Annotated in this window: 26 protein-coding genes and 1 pseudogene; 24 read left to right on the top strand and 3 right to left on the bottom strand. The window is 37.6% G+C overall.

Annotated features, from left to right (window positions below):
* Together RRY75_RS00770 and RRY75_RS00765 are read left to right on the top strand one after the other, a co-directional pair.
* A partial coding sequence (locus RRY75_RS00770) for a hypothetical protein (RefSeq protein WP_332527411.1) occupies window positions 1-188 on the top strand: 188 nt, incomplete at its 5' end.
* A gap of 244 nt (window positions 189-432) precedes the next feature.
* Window positions 433-603 (top strand): hypothetical protein, encoded by a 171-nt coding sequence (locus RRY75_RS00765; RefSeq protein WP_332492434.1) that lies wholly within the window; start codon window positions 433-435, stop codon window positions 601-603.
* 50 nt (window positions 604-653) lie between these two features.
* On the opposite strand, the gene RRY75_RS00760 is transcribed toward RRY75_RS00765, so the two are convergent.
* Window positions 654-1,271, bottom strand: a complete 618-nt coding sequence (locus tag RRY75_RS00760) for a DedA family protein (protein ID WP_332492436.1) — start codon at window positions 1,269-1,271, stop codon at window positions 654-656.
* Window positions 1,272-1,445: 174 nt separating this feature from the next.
* Here RRY75_RS00760 and RRY75_RS00755 point away from each other — a divergent pair, with 174 nt between their 5' ends.
* The gene (locus tag RRY75_RS00755; RefSeq protein WP_332492437.1) at window positions 1,446-2,900 is read left to right on the top strand and encodes a nicotinate phosphoribosyltransferase; all 1,455 of its coding nucleotides are present in this window, start codon (window positions 1,446-1,448) and stop codon (window positions 2,898-2,900) included.
* 13 nt (window positions 2,901-2,913) lie between these two features.
* Window positions 2,914-3,651: a lysophospholipid acyltransferase family protein gene (locus RRY75_RS00750; RefSeq protein ID WP_332492439.1), complete on the top strand. Its 738-nt coding sequence runs from the start codon at window positions 2,914-2,916 to the stop codon at window positions 3,649-3,651.
* Between the two features lie 133 nt (window positions 3,652-3,784).
* On the opposite strand, the gene cls is transcribed toward RRY75_RS00750, so the two are convergent.
* Window positions 3,785-5,230, bottom strand: coding sequence for a cardiolipin synthase (gene cls / locus RRY75_RS00745; protein WP_332492441.1), 1,446 nt, complete (start codon window positions 5,228-5,230; stop codon window positions 3,785-3,787).
* Between the two features lie 108 nt (window positions 5,231-5,338).
* Here cls and RRY75_RS00740 point away from each other — a divergent pair, with 108 nt between their 5' ends.
* The 20 genes and pseudogenes from RRY75_RS00740 (at window position 5,339) to RRY75_RS00650 (ending at window position 21,714) form a co-directional block, all read left to right on the top strand.
* The gene (locus RRY75_RS00740; RefSeq protein WP_332492443.1) at window positions 5,339-5,788 is read left to right on the top strand and encodes a hypothetical protein; all 450 of its coding nucleotides are present in this window, start codon (window positions 5,339-5,341) and stop codon (window positions 5,786-5,788) included.
* Between the two features lie 178 nt (window positions 5,789-5,966).
* Window positions 5,967-6,833, top strand: coding sequence for a YihY/virulence factor BrkB family protein (locus RRY75_RS00735; RefSeq protein WP_332492445.1), 867 nt, complete (start codon window positions 5,967-5,969; stop codon window positions 6,831-6,833).
* A complete protein-coding gene (locus RRY75_RS00730; protein ID WP_332715369.1) occupies window positions 6,830-7,438 on the top strand; it encodes a DNA-3-methyladenine glycosylase in 609 nt (202 codons plus the stop codon). The genes RRY75_RS00735 and RRY75_RS00730 overlap by 4 nt, the downstream gene beginning before the upstream one ends.
* Before the next feature lie 22 nt (window positions 7,439-7,460).
* Entirely contained in the window at window positions 7,461-8,339 is an 879-nt protein-coding gene (gene metF / locus RRY75_RS00725) for a methylenetetrahydrofolate reductase [NAD(P)H] (protein ID WP_332492449.1), read from the top strand.
* A 4-nt stretch (window positions 8,340-8,343) separates the two neighbouring features.
* Entirely contained in the window at window positions 8,344-9,015 is a 672-nt protein-coding gene (locus tag RRY75_RS00720) for a hypothetical protein (RefSeq protein ID WP_332492451.1), read from the top strand.
* Window positions 9,005-11,362, top strand: a complete 2,358-nt coding sequence (locus RRY75_RS00715; protein ID WP_332492453.1) for a homocysteine S-methyltransferase family protein — start codon at window positions 9,005-9,007, stop codon at window positions 11,360-11,362. The genes RRY75_RS00720 and RRY75_RS00715 overlap by 11 nt, the downstream gene beginning before the upstream one ends.
* Window positions 11,363-11,728: 366 nt before the next feature.
* Entirely contained in the window at window positions 11,729-12,889 is a 1,161-nt protein-coding gene (gene wecB / locus RRY75_RS00710) for a non-hydrolyzing UDP-N-acetylglucosamine 2-epimerase (protein WP_332492455.1), read from the top strand.
* 14 nt (window positions 12,890-12,903) lie between these two features.
* Window positions 12,904-13,131 carry an AtpZ/AtpI family protein gene (locus tag RRY75_RS00705; protein ID WP_332492457.1) on the top strand — a complete coding sequence of 76 codons (228 nt, stop codon included), beginning with the start codon at window positions 12,904-12,906 and terminating at the stop codon, window positions 13,129-13,131.
* Window positions 13,124-13,486, top strand: a complete 363-nt coding sequence (locus RRY75_RS00700) for an ATP synthase subunit I (RefSeq protein ID WP_332492459.1) — start codon at window positions 13,124-13,126, stop codon at window positions 13,484-13,486. The genes RRY75_RS00705 and RRY75_RS00700 overlap by 8 nt, the downstream gene beginning before the upstream one ends.
* Before the next feature lie 68 nt (window positions 13,487-13,554).
* On the top strand, window positions 13,555-14,253 hold the full coding sequence (gene atpB, locus RRY75_RS00695) for a F0F1 ATP synthase subunit A (protein WP_332492460.1): 699 nt from the start codon (window positions 13,555-13,557) through the stop codon (window positions 14,251-14,253).
* A 46-nt stretch (window positions 14,254-14,299) separates the two neighbouring features.
* Window positions 14,300-14,563: pseudogene (locus tag RRY75_RS14185) on the top strand (ATP synthase Fo subunit C); the annotation flags it as partial.
* 6 nt (window positions 14,564-14,569) lie between these two features.
* The gene (atpE, locus tag RRY75_RS14180) at window positions 14,570-14,809 is read left to right on the top strand and encodes an ATP synthase F0 subunit C (protein WP_334309713.1); all 240 of its coding nucleotides are present in this window, start codon (window positions 14,570-14,572) and stop codon (window positions 14,807-14,809) included.
* A gap of 44 nt (window positions 14,810-14,853) precedes the next feature.
* Window positions 14,854-15,138 (top strand): ATP synthase F0 subunit C, encoded by a 285-nt coding sequence (atpE, locus tag RRY75_RS00685; protein WP_053983170.1) that lies wholly within the window; start codon window positions 14,854-14,856, stop codon window positions 15,136-15,138.
* A 48-nt stretch (window positions 15,139-15,186) separates the two neighbouring features.
* The gene (atpF, locus tag RRY75_RS00680) at window positions 15,187-15,705 is read left to right on the top strand and encodes a F0F1 ATP synthase subunit B (protein ID WP_332492467.1); all 519 of its coding nucleotides are present in this window, start codon (window positions 15,187-15,189) and stop codon (window positions 15,703-15,705) included.
* Window positions 15,693-16,238, top strand: coding sequence for a F0F1 ATP synthase subunit delta (locus RRY75_RS00675; RefSeq protein ID WP_332492469.1), 546 nt, complete (start codon window positions 15,693-15,695; stop codon window positions 16,236-16,238). The genes atpF and RRY75_RS00675 overlap by 13 nt, the downstream gene beginning before the upstream one ends.
* Window positions 16,239-16,258: 20 nt before the next feature.
* Window positions 16,259-17,767 (top strand): F0F1 ATP synthase subunit alpha, encoded by a 1,509-nt coding sequence (atpA, locus tag RRY75_RS00670; protein ID WP_332492471.1) that lies wholly within the window; start codon window positions 16,259-16,261, stop codon window positions 17,765-17,767.
* A 46-nt stretch (window positions 17,768-17,813) separates the two neighbouring features.
* Entirely contained in the window at window positions 17,814-18,674 is an 861-nt protein-coding gene (gene atpG / locus RRY75_RS00665) for an ATP synthase F1 subunit gamma (RefSeq protein ID WP_332492473.1), read from the top strand.
* Between the two features lie 25 nt (window positions 18,675-18,699).
* Window positions 18,700-20,091, top strand: a complete 1,392-nt coding sequence (gene atpD, locus RRY75_RS00660) for a F0F1 ATP synthase subunit beta (RefSeq protein WP_332492475.1) — start codon at window positions 18,700-18,702, stop codon at window positions 20,089-20,091.
* A 9-nt stretch (window positions 20,092-20,100) separates the two neighbouring features.
* On the top strand, window positions 20,101-20,499 hold the full coding sequence (locus RRY75_RS00655; protein WP_332492477.1) for a F0F1 ATP synthase subunit epsilon: 399 nt from the start codon (window positions 20,101-20,103) through the stop codon (window positions 20,497-20,499).
* A 279-nt stretch (window positions 20,500-20,778) separates the two neighbouring features.
* Window positions 20,779-21,714 carry a BadF/BadG/BcrA/BcrD ATPase family protein gene (locus tag RRY75_RS00650; RefSeq protein WP_332492479.1) on the top strand — a complete coding sequence of 312 codons (936 nt, stop codon included), beginning with the start codon at window positions 20,779-20,781 and terminating at the stop codon, window positions 21,712-21,714.
* Between the two features lie 456 nt (window positions 21,715-22,170).
* Here the strand turns inward: RRY75_RS00650 and RRY75_RS00645 are convergent, their stop codons facing one another.
* Window positions 22,171-23,259 (bottom strand): DUF3810 domain-containing protein, encoded by a 1,089-nt coding sequence (locus RRY75_RS00645; protein WP_332492481.1) that lies wholly within the window; start codon window positions 23,257-23,259, stop codon window positions 22,171-22,173.
* Between the last annotated feature and the right edge of the window lie 125 nt (window positions 23,260-23,384).

The following is a 23,384-nucleotide window of genomic DNA, read 5'->3' as shown; positions in this document are numbered from 1 at the left end:
ACATTACAAAGACCCTTCAAGAAGAAAAGAACCAAGCAAGGGAAATGGGAAAACTGGAAGGAAAACTGGAAGGAAAACTAGAAGGAAAACTAGAAGCTGCAAAAGCCCTGTTAGATATTTTAGAAGATGAAGTCATTGCTAGGAAGCTAGGACTTCCACTAGAAGACATAAAAAAATTAAGGGATTAAACATCTTTATTCTGAAGATAAGAATGTCTTGTTTGATTTAGGTGGATGTAAAGTTGTTTCAAGATTACTAGAGGGAGAATTCTTGAAGTATGAACACTGAATTTACAGCCTCTTAGCCTAAGTGAGTAAAAGCGGAAGGGATATCGCACATGCAGCGCCGGCTGGACCTCTCGCATAAAATATTTAATCATTAAATTAAGAGAGCATCTTTAGTTATTCAGCTATTAATCCAGGAGGGGAAAAGGTGGAGAGTAAAATCATAGAGGTCAGTATGCAAACAGGATGGGAATGGTTTGTGCAATTATTTGCCATAGCCTTTATCCTATTCTTTGTAGGGGGAATCATTGTCCTGCTGGTACAAGCAATAAGAGCTTTGACCATTTATATTAAGAAGAATAAACAAGGGCATAAATAGTAGAAGAAGTAATAATAAAAGAGACAATAAAAAGAAGGAACCTACAGAGCTTAGACTCTAGCGGTTCCTTTTTTTTCTTTAAGCTTTTTGTAGACAAAATAAATAACGGCAAGAATGAGCATGCTACAAGCAACAACACTATATTTTTTAAGTATGTTATCTATAAGGTCTAAGTTGTTACCTAAGAAGTAACCCAAACTAATGAGAGCACTATTCCAGAGGAAAATCCCTAAGAAGGAATATCCCATAAAGGAAAGTAAATCTAGCTTTTGGCTACCAGCAAGGAAAGATACATAAGTACGTGTTAGAGGAAAAATACGTGTGATGAATACAGCAAAGTTACCGTACTTATTGAACCATTTGTCTAAAGCAATGAGTGTCTTCTTTGTTTTTGGAAAACGATGCTTGGACCACTCTATAAGAGGAACACCTCCGATATAGCCAATATAATAGGCTATCATTGTACCAAACATTGCCCCAAGTATACTTGCCAAAAAACCATTTACAACACCATAAGTGCCAGAGGCCATACCCATACCTACGAAGGGTAGTACAATTTCGCTAGGCAAAGGGAAGCACGCATATTCTAAGCCTACAATAAAAATAATGCCTAAATAACCAAGATGACCCGCTAAATTCATAAGGTAATCCACAAGTTGTGCAATCATATATCACTTATCCACTCCTTTCCTCTAAAATATATGCCATAATGTGGACAAATAGTGCTAAAAAAGAGTATAACCATTTAATCTACAAATAATTATTTCTATGATATAATAATATTAGCAGACTTAAGGGTAGACATCTATAGTATATTTACAAATGAATAGGAGATAGATTGTATGAGTAATAGAAATCTTACGTTGTTAACAGACCTTTATCAACTGACTATGATGCAAGGATATTTTGAAAACGATGTAAATAACCATGAAGTAGTATTTGACTTATTTTATAGAAAAAATCCATCAGGCAATGGCTACGCTATTTGTTGTGGACTCGAACAAGCAATAGATTATATTAAAAACCTTCACTTTAAAACAGAAGACATTGCGTACTTAGATTCACTAGGCATTTTTAGCAAGGACTTTTTAGAGTATTTAAGTCACTTTAAATTTACAGGAAATATTGATGCGATTCCAGAAGGTACAGTCGTACTTCCAGGAGAGCCACTCATGCGTATTAAGGCGCCTATTTTTGAAGCCCAGTTTATTGAGACAACTTTACTCAATTTAATCAACCACCAAAGCCTCATTGCTACTAAAGCTGCAAGGGTTGTAAGAGCGGCAGAAGGCGATACAGTGCTTGAATTTGGACTTCGTCGTGCTCAAGGACCAGATGCTGGACTCTATGGTGCAAGAGCGGCAATCATTGGAGGATGTCATGCAACCTCTAACGTATTAACAGGTCAGATGTTTGATGTACCAGTAGCAGGCACACATGCACATAGCTGGGTTATGAGTTTCCCAACTGAAATAGATGCTTTCCGTGCTTATGCTAAAATTTTCCCTAACAAATGTATTTTGCTTGTAGATACTTATGATACTTTAGGACAAGGTGTACCCAATGCGATTAAAGTATTTGATGAAATGAAAGAAGCGGGCATTATCTCCACTTCATTTGGGATTAGACTAGATAGTGGAGACCTTGCTTACTTATCTAAGTGTGCAAGAAAAATGTTAGATGAAGCAGGCTATAAAGATGCTGTGATTAGTGCATCTTGTGACTTAGATGAGTACCTGATAGCAGACCTTAAACGTCAAGGTGCAGCAATCACTTTATGGGGGGTTGGTACAAAGCTTATTACGTCTGATGACTGCCCATCTTTCGGTGGAATTTATAAGTTAGCAGCAGAACGTCAAGATGCTGATAGCTTCAAACCTAAAATCAAAATCTCTGACAACCCAGAGAAAGTAACTAATCCTGGTATTAAAAAGGTTATTCGCATTTATGATAAGCATACAAATAAGGTTAAAGTGGATTTAATTGCTTTAGAAGAGGAAACTTTTGATGTAAATCAAGATATTGTTGTACGTGACCCTAAGGCAAGATGGAAAAAAATGCAGCTTAAAGCTGGCCAATATACAATGAGGGACTTACTTGTACCAATCTTTAGAAAAGGTGAGTGTATTTATGATTCACCAAAAACAATGGACATTCGTGCCTATGCGAGGGAAGAGTTAGAAAGATTATGGGACGAGCAAAAACGTTTAATCAATCCAGCAAATATTCCTGTAGACTTATCGGACGACTTGTATTACTTAAAAGAACGTATGCTAGACGAGTACAAAACTGAATAAAAGGAGTGAGCATGTGCTAAGAGGAATTTGGGTATTATGGACAATGGGATTTCATTATTTAACGTTTACTTCTAAACGTAAGAAGTATCGTGTAGATAACAAGGCGTTAGACTGTGCAACGAAACAAGCTTATCGTGCAAAAATCTATGAGATTATGAGAGAACTTAGTCGTAGAATGATACGTGCTGCAGGCACAGAGCTAGTTATCAAGGGAAAAGAGAACTTACCTGAGCATGGCCCAGTTGTGTACATGGCTAACCACAAAGGCCTGTATGATAGCCCTATTATGGCAACATTGATAGATAAGGATCCAGCTATTTTTATTGGGAAAGATGAAACAAAGAAGATGCCAGTGATTGGTGATTGGTTTGATGCAATGGGATGTATTTATATTGTAAGAGATGACATGAAACAATCTATGAAGGCGATTTTAGACGGTATAGATGAACTTAAACAAGGTCAATCTGTAGTCATTTTCCCAGAGGGCACACGTCAAAAAGGACCTGAAATGGGTAGTTTTAAGGCAGGTAGCTTTAAACTTGCAACGAAGGCAAATGTACCAATTGTACCAATAGCTATTCAAAATAGTTATAAAGTCCTTGAAGAAAAGAAATGGATACAAAAAGCAACGGTTTATGTAAATGTAGGGAAACCTATTGATGTAGCAGCTTTAACAGCAGAAGAGAAAAAGAAATTACCACAACATGTTGAAGATATAGTAAGAGCATTATTAGCAGAAATTACGGAATAACTCTCAAGAGAGTTAAAAATATACTTCATCCAGGTGCCAAAGTGATAATGGGCAATCTAGTGAAGTATATTCAAGAAGACGCTACACACTGTCGTGTGAAAAGGTCCAACACCGACATTGTGATTGGCATGTATTAAAGAATAGGTGAGAAGAGTCTAGAGATAGATTCTTTAAAAATAATTTTATGAGACCGATTTAAATAAGTTTCTAAAGTAAGTGGATGACAATCTAATAAGTCTTTGCAGAAAGCTTCGCTAAGTGATTTGGCGAAGCTTTTGTCATAGATAAAGGCATTCATCTCAAAGTTAAGATTCAAACTTCGCATATCAAAGTTTGCGGTTCCAACAGAGGAGAGATTTTCATCTATAACAATAGTTTTTGAATGTAAAAATCCTTTTTCATAAGTGTAGGCTTTGGCACCACAGGCGAGTAACTCCCCAATGTAGGAGTAAGTTGCCCAGTATACACACATGTGGTCTGGCTTATTGGGAATCATGATACGCACATCAATACCTGAGAGACTTGCGAGTTTGAGTGCAGTAAGTAGTGCATCGTCAGGGACAAAGTAAGGTGTTTGAATCCAGATACTCGTATGGGCTTCATTGATCATTTGAATATAGCCATTACGAATAGCTGGAAGCTTCGAATCAGGTCCACTTGCAACAAGTTGAATAACAGCACCTGTAGCGTGGCAAAGGGGAGAAAGTTGAGGTAGGTCATAGGTGTCTAGGTAGTGGGTGTTCTTTGTGGCAAAGCGCCAGTCCAGTAGAAACTGGAGGTTGCATAGCAAGGTGCTACTTCCTACTATTTTAATATGGGTATCACGCCAGTAACCCATTTTTTTACTCTTGCCTAAATACTCGTCACCTATATTGAAGCCACCAATATAGGATAAGGTATCATCAATGGTACAAAGCTTACGGTGGTTGCGATAATTGAAGTGAAGGTTTGGCCAAGGTGTAAAGGGTGGGGAAAAGCAAGTGAGGTGCACACCACCTAAGATGAGTTCTTTGAAGTAGTGAATAGGTGTTTTAATGCAGCCCATACCATCATAGAGAAGAGACACTTCTACACCTTCTTTTGCTTTTTGAATGAGAAGGTCTTTGAAGTGCCTACCCAGTGCATCATCATGTATAATATAGTATTCTAAGTGGACATACTTTTTGGCGTGTGCAATATCTTCAAAAAGGGTATCAAACTTATTCTTTCCATCAACAAAGAGGGTTATTTGGTTGTCACAGGTGTAGACTGACTCATGACCGACAAGAAGGAAGTGAAGGAGTTTGTAGTCATAGCAACTAGAACATGATTTATTGTTACAATAGCTACAAGAATCTTTGTGAATTTCCTTATGCAAAAGATGCATGTAGCGGTCAGATTCTTCCTTTTGATTAAACATTCTACGCTTCTTCATGCTTTGCCCAAAGAAGAGATAGGCAAAAAAGCCTAGAAAAGGTATAAAGAGCAGTACCATGAGCCATGCCCAGGTGGCCATAACGTTTTTATGTTCTATAAAAATCATATAACCAATCAGACTCAGATTGATAAAAAGAGAAAGTATTAAGAGAAAAATAAGCATAGTTTTACCGCCTTTTTGTAAGATAAAAACTAATATGTTATTCATATTGTGGTATATTCGGTTATATGCTATACTATTTGCAGATTAAGTTGTACAAGGAGGTATGAAATGGAAACCTGGATGTTCGTTTTAATATGGGTAGTAGTAATTGCAGCAGTCGGTGCTGGACTTTATTTTTGGGGTAAGAAATTACAGAAAAGATATGATGAGCAACAACAACTTGTAAATCAACATAAGCAAGTCGTACCGCTATTTATTATTGATAAGAAAAAAGATAAAATAGATAATTTAAAACTTCCTAAACAAGTAAAAGAGCAAATGCCAAAGATGCAACGTAAAAGAAAAATGCCAGTTGTTATTGCAAAAGCAGGTCCACAAATTGTAACACTTATGTGTGATGAAGTAGTGTACAATACAGTACCTGTAAAAAAACAAATTAAGGCTGAAGTAGCAGGGATTATGCTTGTTAATGTGGTTTCAGGAAAGCTTCCTACACCACAAAAAGAAGGCCTTATGAACAAGATGAAACGTAAAGCAAAAGAAATTAGAAATAAATAAAACAAAAGATACACGAGCTTAGGCTCGTGTTTTTTTATATGCGCAGATAAAAGTAAAATCTTTTATACAAGTTTAAATTATGATATAGTTAAAAAAAGATTTATCAAAATAAGTATACTACTCGTTAAGTAGAGATATACTGAATATGAGATTGTACATCAAGAAGTGAGGAATTGATTTGGAAAATATTAAGTATTTCATTGAATATATACTGAAGATGAAAAAGCGTTATATTGGTCATGAGATTGCCTCAAGAAGTGCTCAGATTACCTATTATTGGATTCTGGCTTTTTTTCCATTTTTACTGATGGTTATTTCTATTTTAACTTTTACTAATATTGCACAGAGTGAGTTTATGAAATATATTGCAGATGTTATTCCAGCAGCCATTATGCCTTTTATTGAACAGACTATAAACCAATTAATTGAATACCGTAGTGCTACCTTACTTTCTGTGAGTGCTATTGCAGCCATGTGGTCTGCATCAGCAGGGGTAAATGCGCTTATTAGAGGTATTCATAAGGCGTATAGTGCAGTAGATGAGAGAGCCTTTTGGGTGAGAAAGCTTGTTGCTATGTTCTATGCACTTATGTTAGCGGTGCTCATAGCCGGTATGATTGTTCTCCTAGTCTTTGGAAATCGCATTGGCGAATATATTATTCATAAGGTAGGGATACAGTGGCAAAGCTATCGGGTGTTGTGGGATTTCATACGTTTTACACTACCAGTAGGTGCATTGCTAGTAGCACTCTATATTATTTATAAGTTTGTACCTAGAAAGCATCTTCGAGATGGAAATGTATGGCCAGGAACCTTGTTTGCAAGTGTGGCATGGTATGCCTTTTCTTATTTATTTTCTTTGTATGTAGATAAGTTTAGTAAATACAATCAAATGTATGGCAGTATTGGAAGCATCTTTATTTTAATTATATGGCTCTATATGAGTGGTATGCTTGTACTTATTGGTGCAGAAATGAATGCACTTTATCAAGATATGAAACATGCAAGACCAGCTAAAAGAAGAAGGGAGGAAAGGAAGAAGTGAAAGACATCCTGAAACGTGATTTTTACTTGCAAGATGGGCTAACAGTAGCAAAAGCGTTATTGGGTAAAGTGCTCATAAGGGAAAAAGATGGGCAGCAATATGCATTCAAAATTGTAGAGACAGAAGCTTATATGGGCGTAGAAGACAAAGGTGCTCATGTCTATGGAGGAAAGCCAACCACAAGGACTAAACCTCTCTTTGGAATAGGAGGAAGAACCTATGTGTATTTAATCTACGGTATGTATAATTGCTTAAATATTGCTGCTAATGAAGAAGGTACGCCTCATTGTGTACTTATACGAGCGGTAGAACCTTTAGATGAAGTAAGTACTGTTTATAGTCAGTCCAATAGACCCATTAAGTCTAAAAAACTTCAGGACTTGACCAATGGACCAGGAAAGTTGTGTAAGGCACTAGAAATAGACAGAGGCTTAAATGAAGTAGATGTCACACAGGTAGGGCCACTCTATATTATAGATGGAGAGGTGCCTGACCAGATTATAGCAGATAAAAGAATTAATATTGATTACGCCGAAGAATATAAAGATAAAGCATGGCGTTTCTATATTGCACAGAATTCATATGTATCTGTACTTAAAAAATAGAATAATATAAAGGGGATTTAGCATGAAAATAAGCCAAATATTTGAACAATGTAAACCAGTCATTTCTTTTGAGATTTTTCCACCGAAACAAACTACTTCTATAGAAAGTATTTATAGCACCATAGATGCACTTGCACCACTTTCACCAGACTTTATCAGTGTAACGTATGGAGCGGGTGGAACGACACGAGGCAATACCGTACAGATTGCATCTGTTTTGCAAAATAGGTACAATATTACACCACTTGCTCATTTAACTTGTGTAGGGGCAACAAGAGACAGTATGAGTCAAATCTTAAAAGAACTAGAAGACGAAGGTGTAGAAAATATCTTGGCACTACGAGGGGATTTGCCAGAAGGTGCAATCCTTGGAGACTTTAACTACGGTAGTGATTTAGTAAGTTACATAAAGCAAAACGGAAAATTTGATGTGGCGGCAGCGTGCTACCCAGAAAAGCATATTGAAGCGCTTACAATGGAAGAGGATTTAGCACGACTTAGACATAAGACAGCTTGTGGGACAGATGTACTCATTAGCCAACTCTTCTTTGACAATGAAGTATTCTATAAATGGAGAGACTATGTAAGAAGTATGGGTATACATACACCTATTGTAGCAGGGATTATGCCAATTACTTCAGCAAAGCAACTAAAGCGTATGGTGACCCTTTGCGGAGCCAGTATTCCAGTTACGATACAAGGACTTGTCAAAGCTTATCATCACAATGCACAGGCTTTAAAAGAAGCAGGGATTGCTTATGCTACCATGCAGATTATTGACTTACTTGCATCAGGGGTAGATGGCATTCACCTTTATACGATGAATCAAGCAGATATTGCTAAACGTATTATGGAGAATATTAGGGGCATTAACTATGCTGTGAAGACAAAGAGGGTATAAGGATATGAGAAAGGATGAATTGATTGTAAAAGAGGTACTAAGGTATTTAAATGTGCCGTATTTGACGGCGGACCAGACCTTGAAAAACCAAATTATAGAAGCTTATCAGGACATGAAGTCTGGTGTAACCATAAGGAAAACCTATCAGTGTTTAGATATGAGTCTGGAGGGAAATAGTATATTACTTAAAGATGTCTGCTTTGGTCTAACGAGTAGAGACTTAGCAGGTATCTTAAAGCATTCTAGCAAACTCTATCTAATGGCTGTGACCCTTGGAAATGAAATTGACAAAAAGATTAGTGCAGCGCAACAAGTAGATATGATGAAAGCACTTATTTATAACGGGTGTGCCAATGTTATGATTGAAGAAGCTTGTGATGATGTAGAAAGTGAGATTATGGAACAGCTAGAAGAAGGACAGTTTCTCACCATGCGCTATAGTCCAGGATATGGGGACGTACCGTTGAAAGTTCAAAAGGATGTTCTAAGTGTTCTTGATACAGTAAGAAAAGTAGGGATTTCTGCTACGATGGCAGGTATGTTAATCCCTCTTAAATCAGTAACGGCTTTTATTGGGGTATCCAATATAAAAGAAGGAAGACATAAAAGTTGTGCGCACTGCTTAATGCAAGAGCGGTGTATTTATAGAAAACGAGGTGAGCAGTGTGGCAATTAGATTTTTTGATGGTGCTATGGGAACGGTACTACAAAGTAAAGGCTTGAAGTTAGGTGAAGTACCAGAACGCTTTAACTTTACACATAGAGACTTAGTGGAAGCAGTACATCTTGACTACTTAGAGGCAGGCGCAGACTGCGTAACAACCAATACCTTTGGCGCTAATCGCTATAAGATGGTAGATACGTCTTATTCGGTAGAAGAAGTCATTACACAAGCCGTAGCTATAGCTAGAGGTGCCGTAGCCAAAAGAGGTAGTGGACAAGTTGTATTAGATATTGGTTCAACAGGTAAGTTACTTGAACCTGTAGGGGATGTAAGCTTTGAAGAAGCTTATGAAGTGTTTAAAGAACAAGTTGTAGCAGGAGAAAAAGCAGGTGCAGACCTTGTTTTATTTGAGACCTTTACAGATTTGTATGAGTTAAAGGCAGCGGTACTTGCAGCAAAAGAAAACAGTCAACTACCTATTTACTGTACAATGACTTTTGAAGCGACAGGAAGAACCTTTTTTGGAACAAGTTTAGAAGCTATGGTCCTCACTTTAGAAGCGCTAGGTGTAGATGCATTGGGCATTAACTGTAGCTTAGGCCCTAAAGAACTTGTACCACTTGTAGAAAAGCTCATGAGCCTAGCTTCTATTCCTGTACTTGTACAACCCAATGCTGGTCTTCCAGATATGAAGGATGGAAAGGCTGTTTATAATATTACAGAAGAAGAGTTTGCCTATTATATGGGTCACTTTAGAGCACTGGGTGTGAGTATTTTAGGGGGATGTTGTGGAACAACACCCTCATATATTAGAAGTGTTGTGGATAAAGTTCATACAATACCTTTAAAGGAAATCACGTCAAAACATCTATGTGGAATCTGTAGTAGCCAAAATGCAGTGTTTTTTGACGATGTGAAAGTAATAGGTGAACGTCTGAATCCAACAGGGAAAAAACTGCTACAGCAAGCACTTCGTGAAGATAATATGGACTATGTGTTGCGTCTTGCTCTAGAACAAAAAGAAGAAGGCGCAGACTTATTAGATGTAAATATGGGACTTCCAGATATTGATGAAGTAGACATGCTTAAAAAGGCAGTAAAGAACATTCAAGGTGTTATTGATTTGCCTCTTCAAATTGACTCTTCTAATGTGAAAGCTTTAGAGGCAGCAGTGCGTATTTATAATGGTAAACCCCTTATTAATTCAGTAAATGGCAAACAAGAAAGCTTAGATGCAGTGTTACCTATTGCTAAGAAGTATGGAGCAGCAGTACTTGGGCTTACACTTGATGCAACAGGTGTTCCAGAAACCGCTGAAGAACGCTTAGAAGTAGCAAGGCGTATCGTAGAAGCAGCTAAGGGCTATGGTATTCCGGTAGAAGATATCTTTATAGATTGTCTAGTAGTGACAGCTTCTGCACAACAAGATTTAGTATTTGAAACATTAAGAGCTGTGAAGTTGGTTAAGGAAGAGCTAGGTGTCAAAACGGTGCTTGGCGTAAGCAATGTATCTTTCGGTCTTCCAGCAAGACCAGCATTAAATCAAGCAATGCTTACAATGGCACTTTTGCAAGGGTTAGATGCACCTATTTTAAATCCTAAAAATAAAGAGATGATAGAAGCTATCTTGTCTTACCGTGTTTTAGTAGGTAGAGATAAAGAATCTAAAGATTACATTGAGTATTTTAGTAAGCAACAAGCACAAACAAAAGAAGCACCGACTACCCTTAACTATGGGCTAGAAGAAGCAATTATCAAAGGGCTAAAAGATGAAGCACACAAGATAACTAAACAGTATTTAAAGGCTCATGAACCGCTTGAAATTGTTGAGCAGTTCATTGTACCTGCACTCAATAAGGTAGGAGAAGATTATGAGAAGCAAGTGCTTTATTTACCTCAACTTATTAAATCAGCTGAGGCTGCTCAAAGTAGTTTCGAAGTATTGAAGCTTGCGATGATTCAAAACGGGGGAACACATCAAGGAGGCCCTAAGGTCATATTGGCTACAGTCCATGGGGATATTCATGATATAGGCAAGAATATTGTCAAGGTTATCTTACAAAATTACGGGTTTACAGTGATTGACCTAGGCAAAGATGTAGCCGCGGAAGAAGTCGTAAAGGCGGCGCTTAAACATCAAGTGGAACTTGTTGGACTTAGTGCCTTGATGACTACAACAGTGACTAGTATGAAAGAGACAATAGAATGCTTAAATAGAGAATATCCTGAATGTAAAGTAGTGGTAGGTGGTGCAGTGCTTACACCAGACTTAGCTACATTTGTAGGTGCCAATTTCTATGCAAAAGATGCGATGGAAACGGTAAGAATTGCTCAAAGGTTTTTTGAAAAAATCCATTAAATAAAGTTAAAAGAAGTCAAACTCATGTGAAGTACTTATGTATATAAAAGGAAGAAATTAAATAGAAAAGCCACTATGCAAAAGTGCATAGTGGTTTTTTAAAGTAGAAGATGTAATAATATTCGACAGAGTGTGCCAAAAGATGGTATAATGCAGGTGGCGTTATGCTAGAGTATAGTTTTGTGTAATATTGAAAAAGATTCAATATTATCCGACTTATAAGCAAACCATTTACAATTGTATGATTATAATGGTAAAGTAAGAAAGATAAAAAGGTCGTTTTTTTAAGTACGCACATATTATTACAATATAATAAACACAATAGAAATAAGTACTATATTGTTAATAGAATAGGAGAGTAGTGAAATGGACCAAAGAATCCGTGTTATGAGTGTTTTTGGTACAAGGCCAGAAGCCATTAAGATGGCACCATTAGTCAAAGCACTTGAAAAAAATAAAAATATAGAGAATCTTGTGTGTGTAACGGCACAACACAGAGAAATGCTTGACCAAGTTTTAGAAATCTTTGAGATTAAGCCAGACTATGACTTAAACATTATGAAAGATAGACAAACCCTTACAGGCATTACAACACGTGTATTAGAAGGTATGGAAGGTGTCCTTGAAAAGGCCAAACCTGACATTGTACTTGTACATGGAGATACATCTACAACATTTGTAACAGCACTTGCGGCTTTTTACAAACAAATTCCAGTAGGACATGTTGAAGCAGGACTTCGTACATATAACATATACGAACCGTTCCCAGAAGAAATGAATAGAAAATTAGCAGGTGCTATTGCGACTTTACATTTCTCACCAACACCACTTTCAAAAGGCAACCTACTTCGCGAAGCAGTAGATGAGAATGCAATCTTTATAACAGGGAATACTGTTATTGATGCACTTAAAACAACGATTACAAAGGAGTATCACTTTACAGTAGATATTTTAAATCATATAGATTATGCCAATAAACGCGTCATTACAATGACAGCGCATAGAAGAGAGAATTTAGGAGAACCTTTACGTAATATTTGTGAGGCAGTTAAAGCGATTGCAAATGAATTTAGTGATGTAGAGGTTGTTTATGCAGTTCATAAGAACCCAGCGGTTCGTGATGTAGCCTATGAAATTTTAGGGGATATAGAAAATGTACACCTTATTGAACCACTAGACCTTAAGGACATGCATAACTTAATGCAAAGATCTTATCTTGTGCTTACAGATTCAGGTGGACTTCAAGAAGAGGTACCTTCAATGGGCAAACCTGTTTTAGTTCTTCGTAACGTAACAGAAAGACCAGAAGGTATTGAAGCAGGCACACTTAAGCTTGCAGGTGTAGAAAGAGAAACCATTTACAACTTAACAAAAGAGTTACTTACAAATGAAGATATCTATAAAGAAATGGCACAGGCCAAAAATCCATTTGGAGATGGTGAAGCTTCAAGACGTATTGTAGAAGCTATTCTTTCTTATTTCCAAGAAGATGCACCTCGCCCAGCAGATTATATCTATAACGCATAAAAGTAGGTGAAAAGATGAAGAAGAAAGGCTGGTTAAGATCACTAGCACTTCTCGAACAAGTAGGCCTTTCGATGGCGATTCCTATTTTCTTATGTGTATTTTTAGGGATTTTCTTAGATAATGTTACGAATAAGTCTCCCTTATTCCTCGTTATTTTTATTTTACTAGGGGTAGGGAGTGCTTTTCGCAATTTGTTCTATATAGTAGGAAAAGAAGCTAAGAGAGGTGAAAAAGATGAATAAGGCATATATAAAACAGCATTTAATGGAAATTACAATGATTGCCTTTTCACTCGTTGTATATGGAATAGGTGTATTTCTTACACCCAATGTAGTTGCTTGGACAGCGGGCATTTTCTTAGGATTAATGATTGCACTCCTAAAGCTTAGACTTATGGCAACAACTTTTACAAGGGCAGTAAGTATGCCAGAAGGTAAGGCAAAAAACTATACGCAACGTCATTATATGTTACGTTATTTTGTAACAGGTGCTGTTTTGTTCATAGCAGCTTTATCTCAAGATGTTAGTCTAGTAGGAGTGTTTTTTGGGCTCATATCTATGAAAATAGGAGCTTATGCACAATTAGGTGTAAGATGACACAATACTTTAGCAACAAGAGCATAGCTCTTTAGCATAGAAATTTATATGGAAAGGAGAGTGAGTAGGTGGAGCAAAATTTAGACTTTGGGATTCATCAGGTTGTAACGTTTTTTACAATTGATGGTAAACCTTATGGTCTCACAACAACACATATTAACACCTTTTTAGTAATGGCTGTCTTAACTATTTTTGCTCTTATTGTACGTGCAAAAGTTAAAAATTTCAAAACGATTCCGGATACCAAATTCCAAATCATTGTTGAAATGTTAGTAGATACTATCTATAACTTTACATCTAGTACAATGGGAGAGAAAAATAGAAGATTCGGTGCATTCTACGGTCCTATGTTTTTATTCATCTTGTTAAGTAACTTAACAGGGTTAATTGGACTAAGACCACCTACTGCTGATATTGCAACAACATTTGCATTATCATTAACCACATTTTTCATGATCCACTATTTTGGTTTAAGAGCCAAAGGTGCAAACTACCTTAAAGGATTCTTAGAACCAATGCCATTCTTGTTACCACTTAACATCATTGGTGAGTTGGCCAACCCAATTTCATTAAGTTTCCGTTTATTTGGTAATATCTTAGGTGGAACCATTATCATGGGATTATATTATGCCATGATGCCTTGGTGGGCACAACTTGGTTTACCTTCAATCCTACACTCATATTTCGATGTGTTTGCAGGTGCGTTACAAACCCTTATCTTTGTTATGCTGAGCATGACATTCGTATCCAGCGCAATGGAAGACTAAAAAAAGAGGTGAAAGTATGGGATATACAGAGTTCCTATTCGGATGGATGGCAAATGTTGACCCAGTAGCTCTCGTTTTAGCCTTTTCAGCGATTGGTGCAGGACTTGCAATGATTGCAGGTATTGGGCCAGGTATTGGACAAGGTTTTGCAGCGGGTAAAGCAGCTGAGGCAATGGGTAAAAACCCTAAAGACGGTGGAAAGCCAGCAACTTTAGTTATGTTACTAGGGGCAGCTGTTGCTGAAACTTCAGGGATTTTCTCATTAGTTATTGCCATTATTATGTTATTTGCCAATCCACTTCTTAATAAAGGTGGGATTGCACTTGTACTTGCGGCGTCAGCCCTTGGTGCAGGACTTGCAATGATCGCCGGTATTGGACCTGGTATTGGTCAAGGCTACGCAGCGGGTAAAGCTGCAGAAGCAGTTGGTAAAAGACCAAAGCTTCAAAGCGCAATCGTAAGAACAATGCTTCTTGGGCAAGCAGTTGCTCAAACAACAGGGATTTACGCCCTTATCATTGCATTACTCTTATTATTCGTTAACTTATTTGCATAAGGATTTAAAAAATTATTAGATGTATATTTAAGGAGGATTTCATAATGGATAACCAAATCGATGGAAGAGCTTTAATTTTAGCATGTTCAGCAATTGGTGCTGGTCTTGCAATGATCGCAGGTATCGGACCTGGTATTGGACAAGGATACGCAGCTGGTAAAGGTGCAGAAGCAGTAGGTCGTCAACCAGAAGCACAATCAGACGTAGTACGTACTATGTTACTTGGTGCTGCTGTTGCCGAAACAACAGGTATCTATGGTCTTATCGTAGCTATTATTCTTTTATTCGCTAACCCACTCATCACAAAATACATTGAGTTACTTGGCTAATAAAAACAGAGTAAGCGGTATAAGACATAGAAAGGAGGGAATTTCCCTTTGAGCTCAAAAATTATTGAATTTTCCATGCAAACAGGATGGGAATGGTTCGTGCAGCTTTTAGCTCTATTTCTAATTATTGCAATCCTAGCGAAATTACTTTTCAAACCAGTAAGTGAGTTTTTAGAAAAACGTCAAGCAATGATTGCAGCTGAGGTAAACGATGCGACTAATGCTAAAAAAGATGCTGAAGGTCTTAAAAAAGATTATCAAGGCAAACTTGTTAACATTGAAGCTGAAGCTACAGAAATCTTAAAAGAAGCAAGAGCTAAAGCAATAGCACGTGAAGAAGAAATTATTAACGAAGCTAAAAACGAAGCAGAAGCCATCAAAGCTAAAGCTTTTAAAGATATTGAACTTGAAAAAGAACGTGTTCAAGCTGAGATGAAACAAGAAATGATCGAAGTTGCTACACTTATGGCAAGTAAGTTTGTAGCTGAATCAATGAATGCAGACAAACAAAATGCATTAGTTGATGAACTGATTAAAGAGATGGGGGATGTACAGTGGCTGAGATAGTTGTTAACCGTTATGCTACTGCCCTCTTTGAAATTGCCAAAGAACAAGGGGCAATGACAAAATTTAAAGAAGAAGCAAGTGCTATTTGTGAACTTTTAAAAGGTGAGCCAGAGTACATGAATCTTCTTGGTCATCCAAGTGTAGTTGAAGCACAAAAGTTAGAGCTTATTGAAGAAGCCTTTAGTGGGCGTGTATCTGATGAGTTCGTTGGCCTTATGGGGCTTATTATTAAAAAATCACGTACAGGATATTTAATCGATATTCTTACACAATTTATAAACATGGCAAAAGAAGATGCAGGGCTGATGCAAGCTCACGTAACTTCTGCAATGCCACTTACAAATCAGCAAATAGCGCAAATTAAAGCCAACCTTGAACAAGGAACAGGTAAGACGATTGAGCTCACTCAAGCAGTAGATGCATCACTTATCGGTGGTATGATCATTCGTGTTGGTGACAAAGTAGTAGATGGAAGCATCAAGGGTCAAATGGATGCTTTAAAATCCGAACTAAGTCATTTGCGACTTGCATAAAAAAGGGGTGTAATGATTTAATGAACCTTAGACCAGAGGAAATCAGCAGCGTTATTAAGAATCAAATTAATAACTATAAAACACGCCTTGAAGTATCAGAAGTAGGAACTGTTATTTCAGTAGGGGACGGTATCGCTCGTGTACACGGACTCGAAAAAGCAATGGCAGGGGAACTTCTTGAATTCACTGGCGGCATATACGGAATGGTTCTTAACTTAGAAGAAGACAACATTGGGGTTGTTCTTTTAGGTTCTGACCAATTCATCAAAGAAGGTAGCGACGTAAAATCAACAGGACGTATTGTAGAAGTACCTGTTGGTGATGCACTTAGCGGTCGTGTTGTTAACCCTCTTGGCCAACCAATTGATGGTAAAGGCCCAATCAACTCTACAACATTCCGTCCTGTTGAGCGTATTGCTCCAGGGGTTATCGAAAGAAAATCAGTAGATACACCTCTTCAAACAGGAGAAAAAGCAATCGATGCCATGGTTCCAATCGGACGTGGACAACGTGAGCTTATTATCGGAGATAGACAAACAGGTAAAACTGCTATTGCCCTTGATACAATCATCAACCAAAAAGGTAAAGATGTAAAATGTATCTATGTTGCTATCGGACAAAAAGCGTCAACAGTAGCTCAACTTGTTAAAACTTTAGAAAAACACGATGCTATGAACTATACAACAGTAGTAGTATCAACAGCTAGTGACCTTTCTCCACTTCAATACTTAGCACCATATGCTGGCGCTGCGATTGGTGAGGAATGGATGGAAAATGGTAAAGATGTACTTATTGTTTATGATGATTTATCTAAACATGCGGTTGCTTACCGTACAATGGCATTACTTCTTCATAGACCACCAGGTCGTGAGGCGTATCCAGGGGATGTATTCTACCTTCACTCAAGACTTCTTGAGCGTGCAGCTAAACTTTCAGATGAAAGAGGCGGTGGATCTATGACAGCCCTTCCAATCATTGAAACACAAGCAGGGGATATCTCAGCTTATATTCCAACAAACGTTATCTCTATTACAGATGGACAGATCTTCCTTGAAACTGAACTTTTCAATGCAGGTATTAGACCAGCGGTTAACCCAGGTCTTTCAGTATCACGTGTTGGTGGTGCAGCTCAAATCAAAGCGATGAAACAAATCGCAGGTCCTATCCGTGTGGAACTTGCTCAATACCGTTCTCTTGCAGCGTTTGCTCAGTTCGGTTCTGACCTTGATGCAGCGACACAAAATGCTTTAGCACAAGGTGAACGTATTATGGAAGTTTTAAAACAACCACAATACAAACCAATGAGTGTAGCAGAACAAGTTATCGTTCTCTATGCAGCTACAAGAAAATACCTTATTGATATTCCGGTATCAGCTGTTAAGCAATTTGAAACACAATTACTTGAAACAGTTCATACAAAATATCCAGAGCTTCTTACAGAAGTTACAGGTAAAGCAGGTATTACTAAAGAGCTTGAAGAAAAACTTAAAACTGTTGTTACAGAATTCAAGTCAAAATTTAAAGCTTAATCATTTAGATTAATACTCTATATTTTAAAAAGAAGAGGTGCGGTAGATGGCGTCTTTACAAGCTATTAAAGGACGAATTAAAAGCGTAAGCAGCACCAAACAAATTACCAATGCTATGAACCTTGTAGCAACATCAAAGCTAACTAAAGCGAAAGAAGCGGCACTTAAATCAAGACCGTTCTTTACTGAAGTACAAAAAGTTATTCAATCTATTGCTAAAAACTCAGCAAACCTCAACTCACCACTTCTTAAACAGAATGGGTCAAGTGCAAAGGGCTATGTGGTTTTAGCAGGAGACAAAGGACTTGCTGGTGGTTACAATGCTAACATTGGTAAATTAGTAATGAATCATATAACAAATAAAGACGAAGCTCGTCTTATTACAGTAGGTAAGAAATCAAGAGAGTTCTTCAAAGCAAGACATTTTGATATTACAAAAGAAATATCAGGTATTTCTGCGGCGCCTACGTATAGTGATGCAAGAGAAATTGCAAGCTATGTTATTGATTTATTCAACAAAGGTGAAGTTGGGGAAGTTTATTTTGCCTATACAGCATTTAAATCTACCATTCAACAAGAGCCAACTTTGATTCGTCTTTTACCAGTAGATATATCACAAATAGAAGAAGTAGAACATGAAGGACCAAAAGATTTATTAATCTATGAGCCTTCACCAGAAGCGGTACTTGACTACTTAATGCCTCGTTATGTAACAGATGTTATTTACGGTGGTCTTGTAGAGTCAAATGCTAGTGAACAAGGTGCTAGAATGACAGCCATGGATTCAGCGACAGAAAATGCTAACGAGATGATCGAGAAGCTTGCAATTGAATCTAACCGTGCACGTCAAGCAGCGATTACACAAGAGTTATCTGAAATCGTTGGTGGAGCTGCGGCCCTTAAGTAATCAAATTAAAAGGAGTGAAGAGTTAATGGCACAAAACACAGGACATATCGTTCAAATTATCGGTGCTGTTTTAGATATAAAGTTTACGCCAAACAACCTTCCTGCACTTTACAATGCGATCAATATCACAAAACAAGATGGGGAGAAACTTGTAGTAGAAGTTGCTCAACATCTTGGTGATGATGTTGTTAGATGTATCGCTATGTCTGCAACAGATGGTTTAGTGCGTGGTATGGAAGCAGTTGATACAGGATTACCAATTAGTGTACCTGTAGGAACAGCAACACTTGGACGTATCTTTAACGTAACAGGAGATGCAGTAGATGGTAAGGAAGATCCAGATGTAGAGAAATGGCCTATTCATAGAGCAGCACCTACATTTGAAGAATTATCTACAGAATCTGAAATTCTTGAAACAGGGATTAAAGTAGTAGACTTACTTTGTCCATACCTTAAAGGTGGTAAAATCGGTTTATTCGGTGGTGCTGGTGTAGGTAAAACTGTACTTATTCAAGAGCTTATCCGTAACATTGCTACAGAGCATGGTGGTTTCTCTGTATTCGCAGGTGTAGGTGAGCGTACAAGAGAAGGTAATGACCTTTTCCACGAGATGACAGATTCAGGCGTTATCTCAAAAACAACAATGGTGTTCGGACAAATGAACGAGCCACCAGGGGCTAGAATGCGTGTTGCATTAACTGGTCTTACAATGGCTGAATACTTCCGTGACCAATCAGGACAAGACGTACTTCTATTCGTAGATAACATCTTCCGTCTTGTACAAGCAGGTTCTGAAGTATCTGCTCTTCTTGGACGTATCCCAAGTGCCGTTGGTTACCAACCAACACTTGCAACTGAAATGGGTGCTCTTCAAGAGCGTATTACATCAACAAACAAAGGGTCTATTACATCTGTTCAAGCGGTATACGTACCAGCCGATGACTTAACTGACCCAGCTCCAGCTACTACTTTCGCCCATCTTGATGCGAAAACAGTACTTTCTCGTGCACAAGTAGAACAAGGGATCTACCCAGCAGTAGACCCACTTGAATCTACATCACGTATTCTTGACCCACAAGTTGTAGGTGAAGACCACTACCAAGTGGCACGTGATGTACAAGAAATTCTTCAAAGATATAAAGAACTTCAAGACATTATTGCTATCTTAGGTATGGATGAACTTTCAGAAACAGATAGAGTTGTCGTTAACCGTGCACGTCGTGTACAAAAATTCCTTTCTCAACCATTCTTCGTAGCTGAAGTATTTACAGGTAGTGCAGGTAAATACGTACCAGTTAAAGAAACTATTCGTGGTTTCAAAGAAATTCTTGAAGGTAAGCATGATGACCTTCCAGAGAATGCATTCTTAATGGTTGGTACAATCGAAGAAGCTGTAGAAAAAGCAAAAACATTGTAGGTGATGACTATGGCAGAAAATAAATTAAGCCTTCAAATCATAACACCAACGAGAGCAGTATTAAACATTCAAGTAGATAATGTCGTGCTACGTACACTAGAAGGTGATATGGGTGTATACTACGATCATGAACCAGTTGTAACACTTCTTGGCTATGGCGTTTTACGTTATAAAGTGGGTGGCAAACTTCACAAAGTAACAACAATGGGTGGCTTTGCAGAAATTACACAGGATCGTGTAGTCGTACTTACTGATGCATCAGAACTTGAAGAGGAAATAGATTTTGAGCGTGCGAAAGCAGCCAAAGAACGTGCCGAAGGACGTTTAGGACAAAATGACTTAGACATTTCTCGTGCACAAATTGCACTTCATAAAGCACTTGTACGTTTAGACATGCAAAAGAAATAAATGAAGTGAGAAAAGACTGTTATACCTTTAGGGGGATAGCAGTCTTTTTGTTGTTAGAAGAAACTTGTAGAAGATTTCAAAGCAAGACATGTATGCTAGAACATATGAAAAAGGGCATAATATTTCCCGGGAAGTAGAATAAGTAATAAATAGGGTGTAAAAGAATGGATTTTTATAATATGTTATAATAAAATAGAAGAGATAAAGAGAGTTCATAAGGGATAGAGATTATTGGGAAAAGTAAGAGATATAAAGAAATTGGAAAATAGGAGGAAAAGAATGTATCTATTAGGTCTAGATGGTGGGGAAACAAAAACACATTGTATTATTGGTGATGAAGAAGGAAATATTTTTGCCGAAGGATTTGGTGGTCCTGCTAATTATCATACAGTAGGGTTAAAGACTACCAAGAGTTCTATTGATACCGCAATATCTAGAGCATTAAGCAAGTTAAATATAACAATAGCCGATATTGTCTTTGGAATTATAGGGCTTGCTGGTGTAGACTGCGAAGAAGATTTTAAGTGTATCGACGAGGTATGTCGGGAAATATTTGGAGAGAAAGAATTTAAAGTGTATAATGACTGTTGGCTCGTACTAAGAGCTGGGAGTAAAGAAAATTGGGGTATTGTAAGTGTATGTGGTATGGGACATGGTTGTATGGGAAAAACAAAGGAAGGGGAAAAAGTAGAGCTACGTAATATGGTATATGCACTGGGGAATCGAGGGGGTAATACAGAAATGGCATGGGAGGCTTTGCACCATGCCTTTAGGGCAGATGAAGGGATAGGACAAGCTACTAAATTGCAGTATGAGATTCCAAGAGTACTAGGTGTACGTACAATGAATGAGGTAATCCATATGCTTCGTGAAAAGGGAGAGGAAGTAGAAGGCTGGGTGCAAATTGCTATGACTGTGTATAGGCTAGCGAGGGAGCAAGATGAGGTGGCACAAGATATTGTCATTGTGAATGGGCAAGCTGTTGGGAGAACAGCTGCTGCTGTTATACAGCGCTTAGGATTACAGCGGACAGAAGTACCAATTGTCATAGGCGGGAGTGCTTTTGCAGAAGAGAATTCACTGTTTTTAGATGCCTATAAGTTGGAAGTACATCGTGTAGCACCTAATGCTAGATTTATACCTATAAATAAGAGACCAGTAATAGGAGCCTATTACTTAGCAATGGACCATCTTAAAAATGCAAGTAATCTATAAAATTAAATTTAAAAGACACATAAAAATATTGCGATAGGACATACTAATAACATACACAAGATGTTCATCACCTCCGAAAAAGATGATATTCGTCAGCGTGTATAAAAGATCATGGAGGGACTGATTCCCTTGGAGAAACGATGGCAATAACCATGCAGTACTAAGTGATTCCAATCCAAAATGACTCTAGTCTAAGTGAAGCACTTCCAAAGTCAATTAGGGACAACAGTTTTTAATAGTTGGGAAGTTGGCTACTTAGCAAAAATAGTAAGAACAGGTTAAATCTGTTCTTACTATTTTTTTATGCTCAAAATGCATAGGACAAAATACATTTATTGTTTACTATTTGATATCTATGATATGCTAGTGAGTTTAGTAGCTGTTGTGATTTCATAACGTATAAAGCACCTCTAGTTGCTGACCCAACGGTTTAGTGGCTAGAGGTGCTCTTTTGTATTAATAGTATTTATCATAAAAGGCTAAGATTAGGTTGACCATTTCACCATAACTTGCGGTACCGGCTGCAACTCCGTTGGATTGAAGATAAGCATTATTGGCTTGTTCTGTAGCTTCTTGAACCTCGCCTTTGTAGCCATCCCAAAATGTATTGATAGCCACAAGGTCTGTATAAATACCTTCAGGCATGTTGGCATTGATGGAAAGAAGTAAGTCGCGGTCTGCAGTAGCAAGGGCATTACTAGTATAGGCAATGGCCATAATATAAGCTGAATACTGGAAGTCAGGGTCAGGATGTGAAAGTGCTGTAATATAAGCGATAAAGTTACATTCATTTTCAAACCCATAGCCACGCTGATGCGCCATCTCATGGCAAGTAGTAGCAGGAATTGTGATAGATGGTACACTGATGTTGACATTGGGTTCAGCTGTAAAAGGTGAGTAGATGCCTGTGATACCCGTATAGTTCATAAGTGGAGAAGCAAGAACGGGTTTGGCTTTGCCATAATTTCCGTTGAGAACGGTAAACTTCTCTCCTGCCACATCATATCCTAGCTGAGCACGTTTGAAGATATCTCGGTAGTCACCTAGTGGTAAGGCTACTCCATTTTCATCTGTAGGTAACTTACTTCTTGCTTTGCTACCTTCTGAGAGTAAGAAGGCATAGACTTCACCTAGTTCTTCGGTACTATATTCACCGATTTCAATACCATAGTGTTCACTAAAATGAGGACGTTTGTAGTTGACTCCCCAAAAAGCAATAAAGATGAAAAATAAAATAGAACCAATACAGCCTATATTTAAAACATAAGTGCCGATGAGTCTGAAAAAGTCTTGAAATTGAGTAATACATTTAAAAAGAGTATATAAAGTATAGAGGATTAAGCTACCTAGCCCGAGATAAATACCCCATTCAAATAGAGAAAATGGAAAGATGCCAGTAATAGTACTGAGAATCTGAATTGTACATTTGTTGATACCTAAAGAATAGTATTGCTCCCACTTTTCAGGGGCAAGTGTATACAAGTAAGAAAGTAAAAGGCTGAATGGAATTAACAATAAGCTAAGTAATTTTAAGCGTAATTGCAATAGAAACCCTCCTTACATAATTTAAGAATGTCTTTTTTATAGTTTTTACATTCTCTTAGGTTTTTATTTATTGTACTACAACAAGGATAAACATGGATATATGTTTAAAAATAAAATAAAATAAA

The organism is Niameybacter sp. (assembly GCF_036655075.1).
Classification (GTDB): domain Bacteria; phylum Bacillota; class Clostridia; order Lachnospirales; family Cellulosilyticaceae; genus Holtiella.
The sequence above is the reverse complement of the archived record's forward strand: the minus strand, read 5'-3'. Positions and strand labels throughout refer to the sequence as shown.